At 68.8% G+C, this 20,562-nt stretch carries 22 protein-coding genes and 1 tRNA gene; 12 read left to right on the forward strand and 11 right to left on the reverse strand.

Annotated features, from left to right (window positions below):
* Positions 1-147: 147 nt before the first annotated feature.
* On the reverse strand, positions 148-1,074 hold the full coding sequence (locus CXY79_RS08755; RefSeq protein WP_104100744.1) for an ornithine cyclodeaminase family protein: 927 nt from the start codon (positions 1,072-1,074) through the stop codon (positions 148-150).
* A 420-nt stretch (positions 1,075-1,494) separates the two neighbouring features.
* On the opposite strand from CXY79_RS08755, the gene CXY79_RS08760 reads away from it, so the two are divergent.
* Entirely contained in the window at positions 1,495-2,436 is a 942-nt protein-coding gene (locus CXY79_RS08760) for a carbohydrate kinase family protein (protein ID WP_104100745.1), read from the forward strand.
* Between the two features lie 15 nt (positions 2,437-2,451).
* Here CXY79_RS08760 and arsM read toward each other — a convergent pair whose 3' ends face one another.
* From arsM to CXY79_RS08780, 4 genes are all read right to left on the reverse strand, one after another.
* Entirely contained in the window at positions 2,452-3,240 is a 789-nt protein-coding gene (gene arsM, locus CXY79_RS08765; RefSeq protein WP_104100746.1) for an arsenite methyltransferase, read from the reverse strand.
* 174 nt (positions 3,241-3,414) lie between these two features.
* Positions 3,415-4,167: an SGNH/GDSL hydrolase family protein gene (locus CXY79_RS08770; protein ID WP_104100747.1), complete on the reverse strand. Its 753-nt coding sequence runs from the start codon at positions 4,165-4,167 to the stop codon at positions 3,415-3,417.
* 49 nt (positions 4,168-4,216) lie between these two features.
* The gene (locus tag CXY79_RS08775) at positions 4,217-4,825 is read right to left on the reverse strand and encodes a HEAT repeat domain-containing protein (RefSeq protein ID WP_104100748.1); all 609 of its coding nucleotides are present in this window, start codon (positions 4,823-4,825) and stop codon (positions 4,217-4,219) included.
* A gap of 49 nt (positions 4,826-4,874) precedes the next feature.
* Positions 4,875-5,339: a GNAT family N-acetyltransferase gene (locus tag CXY79_RS08780; RefSeq protein WP_158250258.1), complete on the reverse strand. Its 465-nt coding sequence runs from the start codon at positions 5,337-5,339 to the stop codon at positions 4,875-4,877.
* Between the two features lie 55 nt (positions 5,340-5,394).
* Between CXY79_RS08780 and CXY79_RS08785 the strand changes: the two genes are divergently transcribed.
* From CXY79_RS08785 to CXY79_RS08795, 3 genes are read left to right on the forward strand one after another with little or no spacing between them, the layout of a single operon-like run.
* The gene (locus tag CXY79_RS08785; protein ID WP_104100749.1) at positions 5,395-5,841 is read left to right on the forward strand and encodes a MaoC family dehydratase N-terminal domain-containing protein; all 447 of its coding nucleotides are present in this window, start codon (positions 5,395-5,397) and stop codon (positions 5,839-5,841) included.
* Complete coding sequence (locus CXY79_RS08790) at positions 5,838-6,272, forward strand: MaoC/PaaZ C-terminal domain-containing protein (protein ID WP_104100750.1); 435 nt, start codon at positions 5,838-5,840, stop codon at positions 6,270-6,272. Before CXY79_RS08785 ends, CXY79_RS08790 begins: the two co-directional genes overlap by 4 nt.
* 13 nt (positions 6,273-6,285) lie before the next feature.
* Positions 6,286-7,464, forward strand: coding sequence for a UDP-N-acetylmuramate dehydrogenase (locus CXY79_RS08795; protein WP_104100751.1), 1,179 nt, complete (start codon positions 6,286-6,288; stop codon positions 7,462-7,464).
* A 65-nt stretch (positions 7,465-7,529) separates the two neighbouring features.
* On the opposite strand, the gene CXY79_RS08800 is transcribed toward CXY79_RS08795, so the two are convergent.
* The 4 genes from CXY79_RS08800 to CXY79_RS08815 all read right to left on the reverse strand — a co-directional run bounded on the left by CXY79_RS08800 (position 7,530) and on the right by CXY79_RS08815 (position 11,525).
* On the reverse strand, positions 7,530-8,102 hold the full coding sequence (locus CXY79_RS08800; RefSeq protein ID WP_104100752.1) for a hypothetical protein: 573 nt from the start codon (positions 8,100-8,102) through the stop codon (positions 7,530-7,532).
* Positions 8,102-9,433 (reverse strand): PspC domain-containing protein, encoded by a 1,332-nt coding sequence (locus CXY79_RS08805; RefSeq protein WP_104100753.1) that lies wholly within the window; start codon positions 9,431-9,433, stop codon positions 8,102-8,104. The genes CXY79_RS08800 and CXY79_RS08805 overlap by 1 nt, the downstream gene beginning before the upstream one ends.
* A 404-nt stretch (positions 9,434-9,837) precedes the next feature.
* A complete protein-coding gene (locus tag CXY79_RS08810; RefSeq protein ID WP_104100754.1) occupies positions 9,838-10,176 on the reverse strand; it encodes an ABC transporter permease in 339 nt (112 codons plus the stop codon).
* A 146-nt stretch (positions 10,177-10,322) separates the two neighbouring features.
* Positions 10,323-11,525, reverse strand: a complete 1,203-nt coding sequence (locus CXY79_RS08815; protein ID WP_104100755.1) for a pyridoxal phosphate-dependent aminotransferase — start codon at positions 11,523-11,525, stop codon at positions 10,323-10,325.
* Positions 11,526-11,695: 170 nt separating this feature from the next.
* On the opposite strand from CXY79_RS08815, the gene CXY79_RS08820 reads away from it, so the two are divergent.
* The 5 genes from CXY79_RS08820 (at position 11,696) to rplA (ending at position 14,522) form a co-directional block, all read left to right on the forward strand.
* Positions 11,696-11,768 (forward strand) — tRNA-Trp (locus CXY79_RS08820).
* Positions 11,769-11,810: 42 nt separating this feature from the next.
* A complete protein-coding gene (gene secE, locus CXY79_RS08825) occupies positions 11,811-12,086 on the forward strand; it encodes a preprotein translocase subunit SecE (protein ID WP_104100756.1) in 276 nt (91 codons plus the stop codon).
* A 134-nt stretch (positions 12,087-12,220) separates the two neighbouring features.
* Entirely contained in the window at positions 12,221-13,204 is a 984-nt protein-coding gene (gene nusG, locus CXY79_RS08830) for a transcription termination/antitermination protein NusG (protein ID WP_104100757.1), read from the forward strand.
* 103 nt (positions 13,205-13,307) lie between these two features.
* On the forward strand, positions 13,308-13,739 hold the full coding sequence (gene rplK / locus CXY79_RS08835) for a 50S ribosomal protein L11 (RefSeq protein WP_104100758.1): 432 nt from the start codon (positions 13,308-13,310) through the stop codon (positions 13,737-13,739).
* 93 nt (positions 13,740-13,832) lie between these two features.
* Positions 13,833-14,522: a 50S ribosomal protein L1 gene (gene rplA, locus CXY79_RS08840; RefSeq protein ID WP_104100759.1), complete on the forward strand. Its 690-nt coding sequence runs from the start codon at positions 13,833-13,835 to the stop codon at positions 14,520-14,522.
* Positions 14,523-14,596: 74 nt separating this feature from the next.
* Here the strand turns inward: rplA and CXY79_RS08845 are convergent, their stop codons facing one another.
* Complete coding sequence (locus CXY79_RS08845; protein ID WP_104100760.1) at positions 14,597-16,156, reverse strand: APC family permease; 1,560 nt, start codon at positions 16,154-16,156, stop codon at positions 14,597-14,599.
* A gap of 208 nt (positions 16,157-16,364) precedes the next feature.
* Between CXY79_RS08845 and CXY79_RS08850 the strand changes: the two genes are divergently transcribed.
* The 3 genes from CXY79_RS08850 (at position 16,365) to CXY79_RS08860 (ending at position 19,541) form a co-directional block, all read left to right on the forward strand.
* Positions 16,365-17,618, forward strand: a complete 1,254-nt coding sequence (locus tag CXY79_RS08850) for a CaiB/BaiF CoA-transferase family protein (RefSeq protein WP_255409031.1) — start codon at positions 16,365-16,367, stop codon at positions 17,616-17,618.
* A 38-nt stretch (positions 17,619-17,656) separates the two neighbouring features.
* A complete protein-coding gene (locus CXY79_RS08855) occupies positions 17,657-18,811 on the forward strand; it encodes an acyl-CoA dehydrogenase family protein (RefSeq protein WP_104100791.1) in 1,155 nt (384 codons plus the stop codon).
* Between the two features lie 70 nt (positions 18,812-18,881).
* Positions 18,882-19,541, forward strand: a complete 660-nt coding sequence (locus tag CXY79_RS08860) for a GntR family transcriptional regulator (protein WP_146068117.1) — start codon at positions 18,882-18,884, stop codon at positions 19,539-19,541.
* A 10-nt stretch (positions 19,542-19,551) separates the two neighbouring features.
* On the opposite strand, the gene CXY79_RS08865 is transcribed toward CXY79_RS08860, so the two are convergent.
* A complete protein-coding gene (locus CXY79_RS08865) occupies positions 19,552-20,460 on the reverse strand; it encodes an ATP-binding cassette domain-containing protein (protein ID WP_158250259.1) in 909 nt (302 codons plus the stop codon).
* Between the last annotated feature and the right edge of the window lie 102 nt (positions 20,461-20,562).

Consider the following 20,562-nt stretch of genomic DNA (forward strand, 5'->3'; position numbering starts at 1 on the left):
AAATCCAGCCCGAACGAATTCGACGGAGATTTTGCCTGAGACGGTCTCAAACCCTCTGAAACAGCGCCTTGATGAGAAAATCTCCGTCGAATTGGTTCGACGCTACACACGGCGCTCCGTGATGAACGGCGTACACGCGCGGTGGGATTACGGGCGGAAGACGGCCTGGGCGACCACCAGGTCCTGCCAGGACATGCCGGAGCTCGTGAAGACGCGGGGACGCGACTGGTCGACGGCGACCGTGCCGGTCAGGATGTCCCGCATCGGCACCAGGGAATCGGCCTGGATCACGCCCTCCCGGAGCGGGATCAGCACGTCGCCGCCCTCCCGCAGCGCGACCTGGCTGTCTTCGACGACGACCTGCGCGCGTCCGATCAGCTCGCTGGAAAGCTCGCGGGCGTCGGGCTCGTGCGACCCGACCGCCACCGTGCAGGAGTTCCGCGGCACCAGGGACCCGTCGAACAGCGGGGTGCGGGCGGTGGTGGCGCAGACGATGAGCTGAGCGTCGGCCACGGCGCCGGGGGTGCCGGTCTGCGCGGGCAGCCCGCCCGCCCGCACCTGCTCGGCCAGTGCCTCGGCGCGGCCCGGGTGCCGGCCGACCACAGTGACCCGACCGACCCGGCGGATGGCGCGCATCGCCTCGACATGCCCGCGCGCCTGGGGTCCCGCGCCGAACACCACGAGGTGCTCCACCTCGGCGGGCGCGAGCAGGTCGGCGACGGCCGCCGACACCGCCGGGGTGCGCAGGGTCGTCAGTGCGATGCCGTCGAGCAGGGCGACCGGGCTGAGCGTGACAGCATCCATCAGCAGGTAGACGCCCTGGATGCGTGACCGGCCGAGCTGCGGGTTGCCCGGCGCGACGGTGGCGATCTTGACGCCCACGAACTCCGCGGACTGCGACGGCATGAGCAGCAGCTGGCCCCGGTCGAGGGGCAGGATGCTGCGGCTGAAATCAAGCGCCGGGTCGAGCCCAGCCCGCACGGCGACCTGCAGGGCGCGCGCCGCGGCGCCGACGCCGACGCGGGCGAAGATCTCGTCGGCGGAGATCCACGGGGTGGGTGCATCGGAAGCCATGCTCCGACTGTACGTGTCGGAGTGTGGGGGCAGGTCACCCCGATGATGTCCTGCCCCCGACGAGGGGTGCTTCGCTCCGGTCTCATACGGACCCTGCAATCAGGGACTAAGGACCGGTGTTCGGGGAGCCACCCTGCCTGTGTTCGAGCGTACGACGATGCCGCGCCCGGCGGAAGGGTCTGGACAAACGGGGCCGCATTTGGTTTCGCGGGCTGACTCGGGGTGACGCGGGGTGACACAGGCCGGCTCGGGCTAGCGCCCCGAACGAATTCGACGGAGATTTTGCCAGAGTTGCTCCTCAACGCGCCTAAAAAGCAGTTCTGCACGAGAATCTCCGTCGAATTGGTTCAATATCGATGAGGACTCACTCACCTAGACTTGGTGCGACAGGGTTGTTGGCAGGGGCAAGGGAGAGAGCGAATGACTGAGCAGAACCTGACTGAGCAGAACCTGACTGAGCAGAACCTGACTGAGCAGAACCGGGTGGTCGTGGTCGGCGACGCACTCATCGACGAGATGCTGAGCCCGGGGTCCCGCCTGGAGTTCCCCGGCGGCGCCGCCCTCAACGTGGCCGTCGGCCTGGCCGTGCTCGGTGTGCCGACCACCCTGATCGCCATGGTCGGCGACGACGCCGACGGTGCCCGGCTGCGCGAGTTCCTCGCCGCGCACGACGTGACGTTGGTCGCCACACCCGGGCCGTTTGGCAGCTCCCGCGCTACCTCCGACCGCACCGACGGCGAGCCCACCTACGCCTTCAACGAGGCCGCACGGAAGCGCCGCATCGAGTTCGGCCCGGCCGAGCGCGCAGCCCTGGACACCGCCCGCCTCGTGGTCGTGAGCTGCTTCCCTTTCGATGACACGGCCCAGACGGATGCCTTCATCGCCGCGGTCGCGGAGCCGGAACGCCGCCTCGTGATCGACCCGAATCCGCGTTCGGGCATGCTCGCCGACGGCGACCTGTTCGTGGCGAACTTCGAACGAATCGCTGCCCGGAGCCTCCTCACGAAGGTGGGGGACGAGGACGCCGAGCTGCTCTACCGCAGCACCCTCGAAGAGTTGCGGGAGCGGCTGCTGGCTGCCGGCACGCAGACGGTGCTGGCCACGGCCGGGCGCGCGGGGGCATCCGTTGCCTGCGGCGCCGATCTGCGGGTCAGCGAGCCGATCGCCTTGCTTCCCGGCGCCGTCGTCGACACCATGGGCGCGGGCGACGCCACCCTCGCCGGGGCCGTGCAGACCATGCTGACGAGGGGCGTGCCCACGGATGCTGCGGGCTGGCAGGCCCTGCTGGCCGACGCCATGCTGATCGCGGCCGCCACCTGCCGCCGGGAGGGTGCCCTGCTGCGCGTACCCACCGCGGGTTAGGCGTCGCTGGCCGGTCTAGGCGGCGCCGGCCGGCTTGACCGCCCGCACAATGGCGCCGTGCATCCCGTCGGTCACCTCGTGGGTCAGGGTGACGCCCACCTGCTCGAAGCCCGCGGCGGCGAGCAGGGACTTGTACTCCGTGATCGAGAGCGCGCCGGCGATGCAGCCCACGTGGGAGCCGCGCTCGGCCCGCTGGGCGGGAGCGAGGTGGTTCTCGGCCACGACGTCGGACACTCCGACGCGGCCGCCGGGCCGCAGCACGCGAAACATCTCGCCGATCACGGCGGGTTTGTCCGTCGACAGGTTGATCACGCAGTTGGAGATGACGACGTCGACGCTGCCGGAGCCTAGTGGGATCTCCTCGATCGTGCCTTTCAGGAACTGGACGTTCTGCGCCTGGGCTGCGGCCGCATTATGCCGGGCAAGGTCGAGCATCTCGTCGGTCATGTCGAGGCCGTAGGCGAACCCGGTGGGGCCGACCCGGCGGGCGGAGAGGAGCACGTCGATGCCTCCGCCCGAGCCGAGGTCGAGCACGGTTTCGCCGGCCTGCAGGTCTGCGACCGCCGCGGGGTTGCCGCAGCCGAGGCTCGCCAGCAGGGCCGCGCCCGGGAGGTCTGCGGTCGACGCGTCGTCGTAGAGCGCGGAGCCGAAAACCAGGCTCTCGTCGATGGCGGCCGGTTCGCAGCAGCCGGCGGCAGGCGTCTCGGTGAGCAGCGACCGACGCCCCTCATTCGTAACCGAGACGGCCACGCTCGCGTAGCGGGCCCGCACCTCTTCGCGCACCGGGTTACTATTCTCGCTCATGGCGTTCTCCCTCGACTGGGACCTACATACATTGATGACTATCGATGCAATCTACCGCCGAAAATCGATCGCCGTCAATCCACGCGCGTGAGGGGACGCAAATCGACTCTCCCGGGCCGGATGCGGGCCCGACGCGGCAGCCTGGTCGCGGCGCGGGCGCCCCTTCCGGAAAGATCAGCCGACATCGACCGGCTCCAGGGTGGGCCGCTTGGGCGGGCGGCCGTCTCCGGAGGAGCGTCCGGTGAGCCGGCGTCCGATCCACGGCAGCACGAACTCGCGGTAATACGCGGTCGTGCTCTGCACCTGCTCGTCGGCCGCGGCGGGCGCATCCAGCCACTCCACCGGAACCGGCACCCCCAGCTCGGCCAGCACGTTTGTGGCCACCCGGGTGTGCCCGAGCGCGTTGAGGTGCAGTTTGTCGACCGACCAGAACCGCTTGTGCTCCAGCTCGGAGTCGGCCCAATTGTCGACGAGCGTGACGCCCGGCCGGTCGAAGGCGGCGCGCGCGGCATCCGCCAGCTGATCGCCACGCCGGCGCATCAGGTTGCCGAGCGGCAGGTGGTGCGAGGGATTGCCGCCGCTGAGCACCAGCACGTGCACGCCCTGCGTCTCGGCCCGGTCGACGACCTTCCGCATCAGGTCGACCACATAGGGGATCTCGACCCGCGGCCGCATCACGTCGTTGCCGCCGCCGCAGATGCTGAGCAGGTCGGGGCCGAGCGCGAGCGCGGACTCCAGCTGCTCCGCCACGATCGGGCCGAGCAGCCGACCGCGCACGGCGAGGTTGGCGTAGGAGACGGGGTGGGTGGATGCCGCGGCGAGCCCGAGCGCGACCAGGTCGGCCCAGCCGCGCACCTGGCCGCCCGGCAGGTCGTCACCGACGCCTTCGGTGAAACTGTCGCCCATGGCCACAAAGCGATGGAACATCCGGACCCCCCGTCTCGGTACTGCGTGTGTGTCCCGGTTCCGGGCTCGGCTACGCGCTCGGGTGGGTGTGCCGGGTTCCGTGGGTCTGCTCGGTGCCCTGGCCCTGCTCGACCGCAAGGTTCCACCGTGCGTTGAGCACGTCGCGGGCCTGCTGGGCCGCGCGGCGCACCTCTTTGTCGGGGTCGCGCAGACGCTGCACGATGGTGGCGAGGTGGTCGGCGGTGCCCTGGGCGGCCAGCGCGTGCAGGGCCGCGGCGCGCACGCGCGGAACCTCGTCGGTGGTCAGGCGCACCAGCTTGGGCGCCACCTCGAGGCCGCGCAGCAGGACGACCTTGGCGCACATCTCGCGCACCCGCCAAGCCTGGTTGTTCATGCCGACGACGATGTACGGTGCCGCCGAATCGCCCCAGACGTAGAGCAGCGCACGGGCACCCCACAGCTCGGGCCAGTAGAGGGCGGGGGCACCTTCGAGGATGCCCAGGGCGTGGCGTCCGCCGGCGTAGAGCAGGAAGTCCTTGCCGGCGTTCTTGGCGCGGAGTAGCGCGACGGAATTGTCGATGACGGCCTGTTCGCCATAATGCGCGACGGCCGCATGGATGCGTTCGGCCGTGGGCAGGTCGATGGGAAGGTCGGGATGTGGCTCTAATTTGTTAGGCATGACGTGTCTACGCTAGCAAGCGGGCGTGTCGCAGGCCAATGCCGGACTGTCAGGCGGGGCGTTCCGGGGAGGCAAACGTGCGCTCGAACCCGGTCGCGTTCTCGTAGATCCCGTAATTGCCGATCTCCCGGTAGCCGAGGCGCCGGTACAGCGCGAGCGCCTCCGGCTGCGCGTGGCCCGTCTCCAGGCGCAGGTGCCGGTAGCCGAATTGCTGCGCCACCTCCTCGAGGGCGGCGAGCAGGGCCACGGCGTGGCCCTGCCGGCGGTAGGCCGGGTTGGTCCACATCCGTTTCACCTCGCCGGTCGTCTCGCTCAGGCGACGGATGCCGCCACCCGCCACCGTCACGCCCCCATCGAGCAGCACGAGGAAGGTGCCGCTCGGCGGGGCGAAGGCATCCGCCGGCACGTCGTGCACCGAGTCGCCGTCGCCGTAGCGCTCGTCATACTCCCGCGCCAGGTCGGCCAGGAGCGGGACCACCTCAGGGTCACCCAGACGCACGCGCTTGATCTTCACACCAGCCAGTCTGCCCGATGGCGCCGTCCCCGGCCGAGGCCGGTAAACTCGGCCTGTGTCTGTCAACCCCGAACTGCAGGGCCGGGTCTTCCCGCCCGTCGCCCCCTATCTCGTCGGCCGGGAGAAGGTGCGCGAGTTCTCCCGCGCGGTCTTTGCCACGAGTCCGATCAACCTCGACCCGGAGGCCGCGCGCGCCGCGGGCTACGCCGACGTCGTCGCCCCGCCCACATTCGCCGTGGTCGTTCAGGAGGCCACCCTGGCGCAGCTTCTGGCCGTCCCGGATGCCGGCATCGACTTCACCCGCGTCGTGCACGGAGACCAGCGGTTCACGTTCAGCCGCCCGATCGTGGCCGGTGACGAACTCACCGCCACGCTCCACGTGGCCGGCGTAAAGAGCCTCGGCGGCCACTCCATGGTGACGGCCGTGTCAACCATCGTCGACGCCGCCGGCGCGCACGTCGTGACCGCGACCTCCACCCTTGTCGTCAGGGGAGACGAATGACCATCATCGCTACGCCCCGCCTCGCTGACCTGACCGTCGGAGACGTCGTCGCCGAGGGCACGTTCCCGCTCACGCGCGACTCCCTCGTGCACTACGCCGGGGCATCCGGAGACTTCAACCCCATCCACTACCGCGACGACGTGGCCGTGTCCGTGGGACTGCCCGGCGTGCTCGCGCACGGCATGCTCACCATGGGCTTCGCCGTTCAGCCGGTCGTCGCCTGGGTCGGCGACCCCGGCCGCATCGTGGACTATCAGGTGCGGTTCACCCGCCCCGTGCTCGTGCCGGCCGACGGCGCGGCGGTCGTGACCGTGGTCGCCAAGGTTGGCGCCATCGACACGGATGCCGGCGTCGCCCGCATCGACCTCATCGTGTCGTCGGGCGAGGTGACTGTGCTGGGCAAGGCGCAGGCACGCGTGCGCCTGGTCTGAGTGGTCGTTCCCGATGACGAGCCCCGCTGCCTCCGCGCCGACCTTTGCCGACCTGACCACCATGGGCGTCGGCGGCCCTGCCGCCCGGATGGTGTCGCCCGCCACCGAGCAGGACCTTGTCGACCAGACCCTGATCGTGTGGGCCTCGGGCGATGAGTGGCTGCTGCTCGGCGGCGGATCGAACACGATCGTGGCCGACGAGGGCTTCGACGGTACGGTGATCCGGGTGCTGACCCGCGGGGTGGACGTTGTCTCGGCTTCCTCTCCCGCGTCCCCTTCGCCGTCTGATCACCCGGACCGGCTGGTGCTGCGAGTGCAGGCTGGCGAGCCCTGGGACGAGCTGGTGGCCTACACCGTGGCGCAGGGCTGGTCCGGTATCGAGGCACTCTCCGGCATCCCCGGTTCGACCGGGGCCTCCCCGGTGCAGAACATCGGCGCCTACGGCCAGGAACTCGGCAACAGCCTGGCTGCCATCGACTTCCTCGACTACGACAGTGGCGAACGGCGACGGATGGAGGCTGGCGAGCTCGAACTGGGCTACCGCACCTCGGCTCTGAAACAGGGGCTCCGCGGTCTGGTGATCGCGGTCGAATTGAACCTGCACGACACGCAGAGCGAGGCATCCGTTCTCGGCGGCGCGCTCAGCCGGCCGGTGTCCTACCCGCAGCTTGCGACCGCACTCGGCGTGCAGCTGGGCGATCGGGTGCCGCTCGCGCAGCTGCGGGGCGCCGTCCTGGCCCTGCGCGCGGGGAAGGGCATGGTGCTCGACCCGAATGACGCTGATACCCGCAGCGCCGGCTCCTTCTTCACCAATCCGATCGTGTCGCTGGCGTTTTCGCGCACATTGCCGGACGCCGTGCCCCGCTGGCCGCTCGGCGAGCAGGAACTGCCCGACCGGGTGATCCCGCTCGACGAGTATGCCGGCGTCGGACCGATCCCCGGGGAGCGGTCCGTGCCGCTCGTGAAGCTGAGCGCCGCCTGGCTGATCGAGCACTCCGGGATCTCGCGCGGCTTCCGGCTGCCGGGCTCCCGCGCCGCGATCTCCAGCAAGCACACCCTTGCGCTGACCAACACTGGCGGGGCCACCGCCGACGAGATCGCGCAGCTCGCCCGGCTGGTGGAGGCTCGCGTGCAGTCCGAGTTCGGCGTGATCCTGCAGCCCGAGCCAGTGCTCGTCGGCCTCGACGCCTAGCGCGGCCCGCGCCGCTCTCGCGGGCCTGAAGCCGTCAAACCGGGGTGTGAGCGCGGGCGGGGGCGTCAGCCGGCGCGGCGGAGCGCGGCGATGATGCCGACCACGATTAGCAGGAGTCCGATCACAATCACGCCGCCGAGCAGCCAGAGCGTGGGATCGGCGGGAGCAGGTACCAGCACCCCGAGCAGCACGTAGCCGGCCAGGGCGAGCAGGATCACTCCCCAGACGATCGTGCTGAACAGCGGGCGGCGGAGAAGTCGCATGGATGCCTCGGGGTACGCCGGTTCGGCGGCGGCGGCGGTCGGGGCCGCGGCGCGGGCCGTCGGCACCGGCGCGACCGGAAACGGCGGGTCCGAGGCGAGAAACGCCTGTGCCGTCGCTGGCGGCTCGACGGAGGGCTCCATCGCGTAGTCAGGGATGGGGCTCGGACAGGCGACCGTGTGAGCCGGGGCTGCACGGGTGGTCTCAACCTCCACCTCGTGACCGCTCTCCCCATGGCCCTCGGGCTCGGCGGGCGCGGGGTCAGGTGCTGCCGTCACGGACGTGACGGCATCCGTGGGCTGATCGTCGAGCGGCCGGGCGAACGGCGGGTTCGGCGGCTCGTTCGGCGGCTGGTTCGGGTCGGGGGTCGTGGTCATCAGGGTTCCAGACGCGAGGGGCCGACGACAGTGACCTGGCCGAGCGCCGTCCAGACGCGGACGCGGGCCACGGTGCCGGTGCCGTCGTCGTTGAAGGTACGCGAGTCAGAGTAGAAGGCGCCGCCCTGCTGCACGGCGACCGAGCCGCCGACGTAGTCGATCCTGCCGGCCAGCGCATTCGTCTCCACCAGCACGGCCCGGCCGCGGGGCAGGATCAGCTCGGTGACGCCCACGCCCATCCAGATATCGATCGTGCGGTCCTCCACGCTCGCCGCGTTGAGGGCCGTGAGATCGATGGTGGCCCGGCCGGAGAGCACGGCATACCCCGGGGGAGCAGCGTCGGCATCGGCGCTGACCGTCCAGACCGGGATGCCGACCAGGAAGAACGCGGTGCCGCTCGGGAATAGGCCCAGCAGCACCAGGGCCACCGCCGCAAGGAAGGCGAACCCACCCAGGGCGCCGCTCTGCTTTCCGCGAATGCCCGACACGATGATGCCAACGGCCAGCACCCCCAGCGTGACGGCCAGGCCCAGCACCAGTGCGGCATCCGACCAGTTGCCGCCCGACCACACACCGGCGGCGACCGCGCCGCAGAGCAATGCCGACCCGAGCACGATCGCGCTGAAGCCGGCCCCGGGGCGAAGGTCGCGCCAGGAGCCGCGTCCGGGTGGTGGCGCGGCAGGGCCGCCGACGGTGACGGCGCCGCCGGCTGTGCCGGCTGTCCCGGAGCTGCCCGCTGCTTCGGCGGGCTGCATGGCCCCGAAAGCGACACCGGCCCCGATGCCTTCCGCGGCGGTGCTGTGCGGGTACCCGCCGGCCGGCGCCGTGGTGCGTCGGGCCAGGAAGAACACCAGCCAGATGAGCCCGATCGTCACCCCGACGCTCCAGCCCACCGCGAGTGTGGTCGCCAGCCAGTCGGGCAGCACGGCCGCCGGGCTCTGCCACCACAGGCTGCGCGTGTAGGAGGCAGAGCTGATGCCCACCAGCGCGATGATCCCGATCATGACGGGCGGAAAGACGCCGCGAACGGCCTGTTCGGCATGGATGCGACCGGTCGGGCCGGGCAGGAGAGCCCAGCCGACCGCGCACGTGAACAGAACCGGACCGCCGAGGACGCCCAGCGCGATGGTCACAACTCGCACCAGCGTGGGGTTCAGCCCAGCTCGCAGTGCGACTCCGCCGCAGACGCCGGCCAGCCAACGGTCGCTCCCGCGCACGATCCCCGTGGAACGGATTGCGGCGAAGAAGTCGTTGCTCCCGTCGGAGGGGGTGGGGGGAGTGCCGGGCCCCGCGGCCGACGGCGTCGTCTGGCTCTCGGGTGCGTCGGTCATGCTGCCAGTGTGCTCGCGGTGGCCCGAGCCGACAATGCCGGGTGTCGTTCGGTGAGTGAGCCCTGATGGCTGCGGGCGATGGGGGTTCGCGGCTCGGGGTTCCGAGGTCGTTGTTCTGGAGGCCGACGCAGGCGTGCAGTGGACCGCGACGCGGGATGGACGTGCGCTGCAAACGCCATGTCGGTCGAGTCTGGGCCCTGCCGCAACTCGTCCCGAACGAATTCGACGGAGATTTCACTCTGAACAGCGCGTTTGGGCTCAAAAATGGGTGTTTGGCCCAAAATCTCCGTCGAGTTGGTTCGAGGCCGGGCCCGGTGCTCATCCTGTGATGAACAGTGTCCACGCGGTGCGGTCAGCTCTGACCTTCCGTGAGCGACACAACAAGCCGTTCAGGAGTCACGCTCCTAGGTGTCCTTGCGGATCCAGCGAAACGTGACCCGGCTGAGCACCAGCCCCACCACCAGCCAGATGAGCAGGCTCAGCGCGATCAGCGGAAAGTCCTGGGAACCGCTCTGCTCAAGGTTCGCGAAGCTGTCGGGCAGGAACACTCCGCGCATGCCCTGCGCCATCCACTTCAGTGGGAATACGCTGGCCGCGTTCTGCATCCAGTCGGGCAGCAGGTAGAACTGCAGGTAGACGCCGGAGATGAACTGCAGGATCAGCACGATGGGGATGACCAGCGGCAGCGGAATGCCGACGATCAGGGCGGCGGTGTGATGACTGAGGAAGGCGCCGGGTGGCATCCGTCGCAGGATGGCGGTGCGGCGCTCGAGCGTGGACAGGGTGCCGGAGATTGTCCACAGCCCCGGCCGAACCGACAGGAAGGGGGCAGGAGGGCTCCTGACCCCCCAAGCTGTCGGTTCACCGGCGAGCCGTTTGGCGTGCTGCGCTAGGCGAACAGCCGCTGGAGGCGCTGCACGCCCTCGAGCAGGGCCGCGTCGCCGAGCGCGTAGGAGAAGCGCAGGTAGCCGCTGGGGCCGAACGCCTCGCCGGGCACGACGGCCACCTCGGCCTGGTCCAGGATAAGATCGGCCAGCTCCAGGGAGGTGGTCGGGGTGACGCCGCCCCAGGTGCGTCCGAGCAGGCCGGTGACGTCGGGGTAGACGTAGAACGCCCCCTGCGGCGTCGGCGTGACGATGCCGGGGATCGTGTTCAGCTCGGCGACGATGACCTGTCGGCGACGGTCGAAGGCATCCCGCATGGCGATCGCGGCATCCTGAGGGCCGTTGAGTGCGGCGATCCCGGCGCGCTGGGAGATGTTCGACACGTTCGACGACAGGTGCGACTGCAGGTTGGCGGCGGCCTTCATCGCGTCCTGCGGGCCGACCATCCAGCCGAGCCGCCAGCCGGTCATCGCGTAGGTCTTGGCGACGCCGTTGACCAGGATGGTGCGGTCGGCCAGCGTGGGGACGGCCTCGACGATCGAGATCGCACGCACGCCGTCATACGTGAGGTTCTGGTAGATCTCGTCGCTGACGATCCAGAGGCCGTGTTCCTCGGCCCACTCGCCGATGGCCTTCGTCTGCTCGGGGGAGTAGACGGCTCCGGTGGGGTTGGACGGCGACACGAACAGCAGCACCTTGGTGCGCGGCGTGCGCGCCGCCTCGAGCTGCTCGACGGTGACGAGGTAGCTCTGGTCACTGCCGGCGAAGACGTCGACCTGCACGCCGCCGGCCAGCCGGATCGACTCCGGGTAGGTGGTCCAGTACGGCGTGGGCACGAGCACCTCATCGCCCGGGTCGAGCAGCGTGGCGAAAGCCTGGTAGACGGCCTGCTTGCCGCCGTTGGTGACGACCACCTGGCTGGGCGAGATCGCCAGGCCGCTGTCACGGAGCGTTTTGGCCGCAATGGCCTCGCGCAGGTCGGGCAGCCCGGCCGCCGGAGTGTACCGGTGGTTCTTCGGGTCGCGGACCGCCAGTAGGGCGGCTTCGACGATGTGCTCCGGGGTGGGGAAATCAGGCTCGCCCGCGGCGAAACTGATGACCGGCCGGTCGGCGGCCTGCAGGGCCTTCGCCTTGCCGTCCACCTTGAGGGTCGCGGACTCCGCAATGGAGCCGATTCGGGTAGAGATGCGCTTGGATTCGTGGGCCACGCTTCGAGCATACGGGGCTGCCTCGTTCTGCTGGGGCTGTCTCGGCTTTACAGTGGCCCCCGGGTGACCTAGACTCGACGAGGTAATTCAATTCTGCCAATCTTTTTTGCGCCCGCTTGTCGGTTCGTTCCGGGGTCCGAGTGCTACGAGTAGTTTGAATTTCGTTCCATAGGGTGGTGGCTCAATTGGTAGAGCAGCGGTCTCCAAAACCGCAGGTTGCAGGTTCGAGTCCTGTCCGCCCTGCAAGTCGGTGGCATTCCGTCGGCACATGAAAGGTGTAATCAGGTGGCCCGAAAAGTTGTCGACGAACCCAGTGAGGAAATCGTCGCAAACGCGAAACTTGCGCTCGATTCCAAGCGCGGTCCTTTCGCTCGGATGTCCCTGTTCATCAAGCAGGTCATGGCGGAGCTCCGCAAGGTCGTCACCCCCACCCGCAAAGAACTCCTCAGCTACACGGGTGTGGTGCTGGTATTCGTTGTCATCATGATGGCCATCGTTTCCGCCTTCGACTGGATGTTCGCGCTCGCCGTCACGTACGTGTTCGGAACGCCGGGCGGGTAGGCAGCTTCCGGTTCCGCATCCGCTCCCAGCGGCCGCAGCCACGCATCAATCAAGAAGAGTCACTGCAGAATTCAGGGCAAACGCTGTTTGGGTCACGGTTTCGTGCCCACGCAATAGAAAAGGATTGAAATTTAGTGACTGACACGAATCACGACGATGTCGACTGGGCCACCGCCGCCGAGCAGTCCTCCACCGAGGACGAGGCGCAGGAGGGCAACACCCTCGCCGCTGAAGAAGACTCCGTAGAGGCTGCCGAGCAGGTCGCCGTGCACGTGTTCGACCCGAGCATGGGCGTCGAAGTCAACCTCGACGCCGCGCTCGACGCGTTGGCCGAGCCCGCTGACCCCGACGCCGACGCTCTCGTCGACGAGGCCCTCGACATCGATTCCGACGACGAGGCCGAGGCCGCCGTCGAGGCCGTGGAAGACGAAGACGAAGTGGCAGTCGAGGCTGAAGAGGCAACGGATGTCGATGCCGAGCCCGCCGAGGACGAGACCCCCGAAGACCCCTACGAAGAATTCCGCAAGGAACTGCGCTTCCAGCCCGGCAAGTGGTTCGTCATTCATTCCTATGCCGGCTTCGAACGCCGCGTGAAGTCGAACATCGAGAACCGCAAGCAGTCGATGGCCATGGAAGATTTCATCTACCAGGTCGAGGTTCCGATGGAAGACGTCGTCGAGATCAAGAACGGCCAGCGCAAGATGGTCACCCGCGTGCGCATCCCCGGCTACGTGCTCGTTCGCATGGACCTCAACGAAGACAGCTGGTCCGTGGTGCGTCACACGCCCGGCGTCACCGGATTCGTCGGCAACGCGCACAACCCCACGCCGCTTCGCTTCGAGGAAGCCTTCGGCATGCTGAAGAGCCTCGTCGAGATCCAGGACGTCCCCACCGCCAAGACCGGCGGACACGGCGGCAAGGTCCCGACCCGCGCCCTCCCGGCCGAGATCGACTACGAGATCGGCGAGACGATCACGATCAAGGAAGGCTCGTTCGCGGGTCTGCCCGGATCGATCAGCGAGATCAAGGCGGAAAGCGGCAAGCTCATCGTGCTGGTTTCCCTCTTCGAGCGCGAAACCCCGGTCGAGCTCAGCTTCGACCAGGTCACCAAGCTCTAAAGGGACTGCACACCCTCCCCACGGATTCAAGTTCACCGGGGCCCGTCCGGGCCACCGGGAGAGCGGCCCCTGGCTGCTCGTCATTACAAAGTAAGGAAGAACAATGGCACCGAAGAAGAAGGTAACCGGTCTGATCAAGCTTCAGATCAAGGCCGGCGCCGCCAACCCCGCACCGCCCATCGGGCCGGCGCTGGGTCAGCACGGCGTCAACATCATGGAATTCTGCAAGGCGTACAACGCTCAGACGGAATCCCAGCGCGGCAACGTCATCCCGGTGGAAATCACCGTCTACGACGACCGTTCATTCACTTTCATCCTGAAGACTCCTCCGGCGGCGGAGCTCATCAAGAAGGCGGCCGGCGTCGCCAAGGGCAGTGGAACCCCGCACACCGTCAAGGTTGCGAAGCTCACCCAGGCCCAGGTCCGCGAGATCGCCGAGGCCAAGATGGTTGACCTCAACGCGAACGACCTCGACGCAGCGTCGAAGATCATCGCCGGCACCGCCCGCTCCATGGGCATCACGGTCGAGGCCTAACCACCTCCCCCAGGCATCCCGCCACCAGCAGTACGTGGAAGAGCCAGCCAGGCTCGCACCACACTCTCAATTTCGTTTTACAGGAGATTCAACATGGCACAGAAGTCAAAGGCCTACCGGGCCGCGGCCGAGAAGATCGACGCAGACAAGCTCTACACCCCGACCGAGGCCGTCACTCTGGCCCGGGAGACCGGCTCCGCGAACTTCAACTCGACCGTCGAGGTCGCCCTCAAGCTCGGCGTCGACCCTCGCAAGGCTGACCAGATGGTTCGCGGTACCGTGATTCTTCCTCACGGCACCGGTCGCACCGCCCGCGTCATCGTCTTCGCAACGGGCCCCGCGGCCGAAGCGGCAATCGCTGCCGGTGCCGACGAGGTCGGTGGCGACGAGCTCATCGAGAAGGTGGCCGCCGGCTACACCTCGTTCGACTCCGCCGTCTCGACCCCGGAGCTCATGGGCAAGGTCGGTCGTCTCGGTAAGGTTCTCGGCCCGCGCGGCCTCATGCCGAACCCGAAGACCGGAACCGTGACGCCTGACGTCGCGCGCGCCGTGTCCGACATCAAGGGCGGAAAGATCGCGTTCCGCGTCGACAAGCACGCCAACGTGCAGTTCGTCGTCGGCAAGGTGTCCTTCACCGCCGAGCAGCTGAATGAAAACATCAGCGCCGCTCTCGAGGAGATCGTCCGCCTCAAGCCCAGCTCCTCCAAGGGCCGTTACATCATGAAGGGTGCCGTTTCGACCACGTTCGGCCCCGGCATCGCTCTCGATGTGAACAGCATCTAGTCAGTTCCACCGCAGCCCGGCTGCACCAGGAAGGGCCCGTCGAAAGACTGGGCCCTTCCCTCGTTAACGGATGCTCACTCGCTGGCCATCGTGGGGCGTGCGTCTCTGCGTGCGGGGTCGTCCCGATCGGTGTTCTGCGGGTGCGCGCGGAGCATCGCGGCGACCGCGATCGCGTCGCCCTCCGGCTGGTGCGAGGTGGTGTGCGGCTTCGCGATGAAGAGGTAGAGCAGGCCGCTGCCCATCACTACAGCCAAACCGATCAGCACGATCCAGTCGTCGAGGAACACCCCGGTCGTGCCCGGGCGCGCCAGCAGGATCATGGCGGAGATCCCGTAGGCCAGGGCGATGATGTTTACGATGAACCCGAGAGGTCCCAGGCTGAACGGCCCGGCCGGACGCCACCCCTTGAAACGCTGGCGCAGCGCGGCCAGAACCACGGCCTGGAACGCGACATAGATGCCGAGCACCGCGAAGGCCGTGATCTGGGTCAGGATCGTGCTGCCGCCCAGGTAGATCACAACGCAGAGCAACAGCGGGATCGTGGACGCGACGATCAGTGCGTTGACCGGCACTGCCGTGCGCGGGGACACCTGGCCCAGCCAGGTCTTGCCGGGGACCATCCCGTCTCGTGCGAAAGAGAAGATCAGGCGGCTGGCCGCGGCCTGCAGGCTGAGCACGCAGGACAGGAAGGCCGTGATCGCCACTATGAGGAACAGCGTGGCACCGACCGTGCCGAGGGTCGCGTCCAGGATCGCGGGGATCGGGTCGATGTCTGTCCCGTCGACCACGGCCTGCAGGTCCGGCGCGGCCAGGACGTACCCGCCGAACGAGAACAGGGCGGAGACGCCGCCGACCAGGATGGTGAGGATCATGGCCCGGGGGATACCTCTGGCCGGGTCGGGCACCTCCTCGGCCACGTCGCCGCAGGCTTCGAAGCCGTAGAACAGGAACAGTCCGGCAAGCGCGGCCCCGAGGAACGCGGTGGCGTAACTGCCGTCACCCTCGACGCCCAGGGTGTCGAAGAAGACGCTGAACTCCTGCTTGCGCTGGAAAAGGAGTAGGTAGAGGCCGAGACCGATCACGCCGATCAATTCGGCCGCGAGTCCGATCCGGGCCGCGCGGGCCAGCATCTTTGTGCCGGAGAAGTTGAACGCGAAGGCCACGACGAGAAAGAGCACCGAGAGCCCGAGCGTGACCTCTTTGGTGACGGGCGCGTTGATCAGGCTGGCGAGGAACCCGCTGCCGAATTCCGCGACGGCGGTGATTGTGACGAGCATCGCCCAGACGTAGACCCAGGCGGTCATCCATGCGTACCTCTTGCCCCAGAGACGACGTGTCCACGGGTAGATACCACCCGCGATCGGGTATTGGGACACCACCTCGCCGAAGACCAGTGCCACCAGCAGCTGGCCGGTGCCCACGATCACCAGCCAGAAGATCGAGGGTGGCCCGCCCGTGCTCAGGGCCAGGGCGAACAGCGAGTAGACGCCGACGAGCGGCGAGAGGTAGGTGAAGCCAAGGGCGAAATTGCCCCAGAGCGACATCGAACGATGGAAGGTGTCTTCGTAGCCGAGGGCCTCGAGGTGCTCGGCGTCGCCGAGCCCTTTCCTCTGGGATGACGCGTGTGATGACATGGGAACCTTTCCGATCGAGCCGGAGAGCGAGAATGTGCTCACCATAGTGCTGTGCGCGCGCAAACGCACGGAACCGATGGATTCAACTTTCACCGAGAGTTCCCGTTCGCAGTTCCTGCCTCCGGGTCACGACCCGCCCGGTAGGATCGGAGTTAGAGCGGCCACTGGCGGAGTCCTGTGGTCCGAGTCGACGGGGACAGAGGTGGTCGTGCCGCAGGACGCAACCGGGCAGCCGTTGGCGGGCCTTCGGGTCGCGGATTTCTCCCGGGTACTGGCCGGCCCCTACGCCACCATGATGCTGGCCGACTTCGGCGCTGACGTGATCAAGATCGAGAGCCCGGCCGGCGACGACACCCGGCAGTGGCTGCCGCCGGTCGACGCGCAGGGGGACTCCACCTACTTCGGGTCGGTGAACCGCAACAAGCGCAGCGTCGTCTGCGACCTCGGCACCGATGCGGGACTGGCCGTGGCCCGGCGACTCGCCGAGACCGCCGACGTCGTGGTGGAGAACTTCCGGCCCGGCGTGATGGACCGGTTTGCTCTGGGCTTCGAGCAGCTGCGGGCCGTCAATCCGAGCTTGGTCTACTGCTCGATCACGGGCTTCGGCGCGGGGGCCGGCGCCCGCCTGCCCGGCTACGACCTGCTCGTACAGGCTGTCGGCGGGCTGATGAGCGTCACCGGTCGCCCAGACGAAGAGCCGAGCAAAGTGGGGGTGGCCCTCGTGGACGTGCTCTCCGGGCTCAACGCGGTCAGCGGCGTCCTACTCGCCCTGCGTGCGCGTGACGCGACCGACGCGAGCGGGACCGCCGGCCACCGGGTGGAGGTGGACCTGCTGACCACCCTGCTCTCCGCCCTGACCAACCAGGCCGCGGGCACCCTCGCGACCGGGCAGTCACCGACCCGGATGGGCAATGCGCACCCGAGCATCGCGCCGTACGAGCTGTTCGACGCCGCCGACCGGCCGCTGGTGATCGCGGTGGGCAACGATCGCCAGTTCCGCACCCTGGTGCGACTGCTCGGGGCTCCCGCCTTGGCCGACGACGACCGGTTCCGCGGTAACGCTGACCGGGTGCGGCACCGCACGGTGCTGAAAAAGTTGATTGAGGACCGGCTCCGGCCCGAGCCCGCGGCGCACTGGGTGGGCGTTCTGACCGATGCCGGTGTGCCGGCCGGCCAGGTCAACACCCTCGACGAGGCGTTCGCCTTCGCCGCCGCGCTGGGGCTCGACCCGGTGGTGGAACTGGGTGCGGCCGGCCGCACCAGCCGCCAGGTTGCCAACCCCATCCACCTCGCCGGCCGCCCGGCCGCCTACCGCCTGTGCCCGCCGCGGCTAGGCGAGCACGAGGGCGCCGACTGGCTCGCCCCGTCCCCGACCGCTGCCCCAGGGCGAGCCCCCGTACCAGCCCCCGTACCAGCCACAGATCTCTATCGTGTTCCGCCGACCCCCAAAGGACTCTCGTGACCGCCGCAGGCCGCCCCACCCCGCTTGTGCCCAGCCCGCTGGTCGACACCGTCTTCGACCTCGATGCCCTGCTCGAGCCGGAGGAGATCGTCTGGGCGCGCGCGGCGCGCGCTTTCGCGACCAACCGCATCCTGCCGACCATCGAGGACGACTTCGAGGAGAAGCACTTCCGGGCCGAGCTGATCCCTGAACTCGGGGCGGCCGGGTTCCTCGGCATGCACCTCACCGGGTACGGCTGCGCCGGCGCGGGGGCGGTGAGCTACGGGCTGGTCTGCCTCGAGCTGGAGGCCGCTGACAGCGGCTGGCGCACTTTCGTCTCGGTGCAGGGCTCGCTGGCGATGTCGGCCATCCACAAGTATGGGTCTGCGGAGCAGAAGCAGCGCTGGCTGCCGGGCATGGCCGCCGGCCAGCTCGTGGGCTGCTTCGCGTTGACCGAACCGACCGGCGGCAGCGACCCGGCCGCGATGGCGACCACCGCCACCCGGGGCGCCGACGGCTGGGTGATCGAGGGTGCCAAACGCTGGATCGGCCTGGCCAGCATCGCCGACGTCGCGATCGTCTGGGCCCAAACGGATGCCGGTGTGCGCGGCTTCCTGGTTCCGACCGACAGTATCGGTTTCACCGCCATCCCCATCGGCAAGAAGCTTTCGATGCGTGCGTCGATCCAGTGCGACGTGCACCTGGACGCCGTGCAGGTGCCATTCGATGCGATCCTGCCCGGTGCCGCTGGGCTGTCCGGGCCGTTCGGCTGCCTCAACGAGGCGCGCTTCGGCATCGTCTGGGGGGCCATGGGCGCCGCCCGCAGCTGCCTCGACGCCGCCATCCTGCGCGCGAAGACCCGTGAGGTGTTCGGCAAACCGATCGGGGCCACCCAGTTGATCCAGGCCAAGCTCGCCGACATGCTCGTGGAATACGAGAAGGGGGTGCTGCTGGCCCTGCACCTCGGTCGGCTCAAGGAGCGCGGCACGCTGACCCCCACCCAGATCAGCATCGGCAAGCTCAACAGCGTGCGCGAGGCGATCCAGATCGCCCGCGAGGCCCGCGTCATCCTCGGCGGCGACGGCATTACCAGCGAATTCCCGGTGATGCGCCACCTGGCGAACCTGGAATCGGTGCGCACCTATGAGGGCACCGACGAAATCCACCAACTCGTGCTCGGGCGGGCCCTGACCGGCCTGAACGCGTTCTCCTGAGGCCGCGATGTGACATAGTGGCAAGCAGATTGGCCGTCAGGCCGATCGACGGGGGAGGAGCACAGTGGGGGTGACGGGGGGACAGACCGTGTTCGCGAACCTGCGTGCGCGCATCCTCTCGGGGGAATTGCCCGCCAGGGCCACGCTGCGGGAGACGGCGCTGGCCCAGGAACTCGGCGTCAGCCGCACCCCCGTGCGCGAGGCGCTGCGCCGGCTCGACGAGGCCGGCCTGGTGGAGTTCGTGCCGAACCGGGGTGCCACGGTCGTGGAATGGACCACCGAGCAGATCTGCGAGACGTATTTTCTTCGCGCGGCTCTCGAGAGCAGGGCGGCGGGCCTCGCGGCGGCGCGGATCGAGCCGGCCGACCTCGACCGGCTGGCCATCCTGATTGACGCCATGGAGGAGTTCGTGCGCGCAACCGACGCCGAGGGCATCGGCCGGCTGGGCGTGCTCAACGCCGAATTCCACCGCATCATCGTGGCCGCGTCGGGCGTCACCCAGCTGATGGCCCTGGCCACGTCCGTCGGCCGCGCCCCGATGATGGCCTCGCTCTTCCGCCGCGACGCCGCCGTCTTCCGGGCCGGCAGCAACCACCACCACCGCGACATCCTCACGGCGCTATGGTCGGGAGACGCACTCTGGGCCGAGGTCGCCATGCGCTCGCACATCCTCGCAGCGCGCAACGCGGTGTCGCCGGGTCGGTCCGGATCGCGAACGGAACCGGCCTAACCGGAACCGGTCAGCCGCGCGCGGAGCGGGCCGCCTCGAGCAGGCTGTGGGTGTGCGGATGCCGCGGTGAAGCGAGGATCTCAGCCGCCGAAGCCTGCTCGACGACCCGTCCCGCCTCCACGACCGCCACTCGGTCGCAGGTGGCGGCCGCCAGGCCGAGGTTCCGGGAGACCACGATGATCGACAGTCCGAACTCCTGGACGAACCCGCGGCAGAGCTCCAGTGCGGAGGGCTCGCCCGCAGCCTCGACGGCGCGCGTCGGCTCGTCCAGGATCAGGATGTCCGGGGGCTGTGAGAGCGCGGCCGCGATCGTCACCTGGAGCAGCGCGGTCGGTTCGAGCTGGGTCGGAACCACCAGCGACGTCGCCTGCGGATCCGGCAGCCCGACCTTCTCGAGGAGTTCCAACGCACGCCGGGCGGCATCCGTTCGGGACAGACCCCCTGTCCGGCGCAGGGTTCGGGCGAGCTGGCGGCCGATGACCTGGTCCGGGGCCAGGCCCGTGGGCGCGGCAGGGGAAATGAGAGAGATTCTCGCGTCGCGCAGCCGGTTGAGGGCGCGCCGCGATGCCCCGACGAGCTCGATACCGTCGATCAGGATGGAGCCGGCCGCGATCACCGCCGGTTCGGGCAGCCGGCCCGGGATGGCCAGAGCGATCTCGCGTGCCCCGGAACCGGTGACACCGACCAGGCCGATGACCTCACCCTGCGCCACCGAGAGGGAGATGCCCGTGGCCAGCACCGGGGCACCCGTCTGGGTGCTCTCGGTAATCTGCAGACCGCGCAGGTCGAGCAGTGCCGTGGCGCGGAATCCGTCGGAGGGGACAGGCTCATCGTCGGCCGACGTCGGGGCCGACGGGCGAGAGAGCAATGAGGTTCGCCGGGGGATTGCCAGGAGGGGAGGAAGGTCTTCACGACTCATCCCTCCGTTCCGACTCGATCCAGGGGGTTTTACTGTATGCAATCTTCTCGAATCCCGGTGCTCACTACGCCATATTCCTCTGAGATGGACCCTGAATCGGGG

The organism is Cryobacterium sp. M96 (assembly GCF_002929845.1).
Classification (GTDB): domain Bacteria; phylum Actinomycetota; class Actinomycetes; order Actinomycetales; family Microbacteriaceae; genus Cryobacterium; species Cryobacterium sandaracinum.

What these genes read in the sequence shown, in the direction of transcription:
- CXY79_RS08755 (WP_104100744.1), bottom strand. Translation starts at nt 1,074, where the DNA reads ATGGCTTCCGATGCACCCACCCCGTGGATCTCCGCCGACGAGATCTTC.
- CXY79_RS08760 (WP_104100745.1), top strand. Translation starts at nt 1,495, where the DNA reads ATGACTGAGCAGAACCTGACTGAGCAGAACCTGACTGAGCAGAACCTG.
- arsM (WP_104100746.1), bottom strand. Translation starts at nt 3,240, where the DNA reads ATGAGCGAGAATAGTAACCCGGTGCGCGAAGAGGTGCGGGCCCGCTAC.
- CXY79_RS08770 (WP_104100747.1), bottom strand. Translation starts at nt 4,167, where the DNA reads ATGTTCCATCGCTTTGTGGCCATGGGCGACAGTTTCACCGAAGGCGTC.
- CXY79_RS08775 (WP_104100748.1), bottom strand. Translation starts at nt 4,825, where the DNA reads ATGCCTAACAAATTAGAGCCACATCCCGACCTTCCCATCGACCTGCCC.
- CXY79_RS08790 (WP_104100750.1), top strand. Translation starts at nt 5,838, where the DNA reads ATGACCATCATCGCTACGCCCCGCCTCGCTGACCTGACCGTCGGAGAC.
- CXY79_RS08795 (WP_104100751.1), top strand. Translation starts at nt 6,286, where the DNA reads ATGACGAGCCCCGCTGCCTCCGCGCCGACCTTTGCCGACCTGACCACC.
- CXY79_RS08800 (WP_104100752.1), bottom strand. Translation starts at nt 8,102, where the DNA reads ATGACCACGACCCCCGACCCGAACCAGCCGCCGAACGAGCCGCCGAAC.
- CXY79_RS08805 (WP_104100753.1), bottom strand. Translation starts at nt 9,433, where the DNA reads ATGACCGACGCACCCGAGAGCCAGACGACGCCGTCGGCCGCGGGGCCC.
- CXY79_RS08810 (WP_104100754.1), bottom strand. Translation starts at nt 10,176, where the DNA reads ATGCCACCCGGCGCCTTCCTCAGTCATCACACCGCCGCCCTGATCGTC.
- rplK (WP_104100758.1), top strand. Translation starts at nt 13,308, where the DNA reads ATGGCACCGAAGAAGAAGGTAACCGGTCTGATCAAGCTTCAGATCAAG.
- rplA (WP_104100759.1), top strand. Translation starts at nt 13,833, where the DNA reads ATGGCACAGAAGTCAAAGGCCTACCGGGCCGCGGCCGAGAAGATCGAC.
- CXY79_RS08845 (WP_104100760.1), bottom strand. Translation starts at nt 16,156, where the DNA reads ATGTCATCACACGCGTCATCCCAGAGGAAAGGGCTCGGCGACGCCGAG.
- CXY79_RS08865 (WP_158250259.1), bottom strand. Translation starts at nt 20,460, where the DNA reads ATGAGTCGTGAAGACCTTCCTCCCCTCCTGGCAATCCCCCGGCGAACC.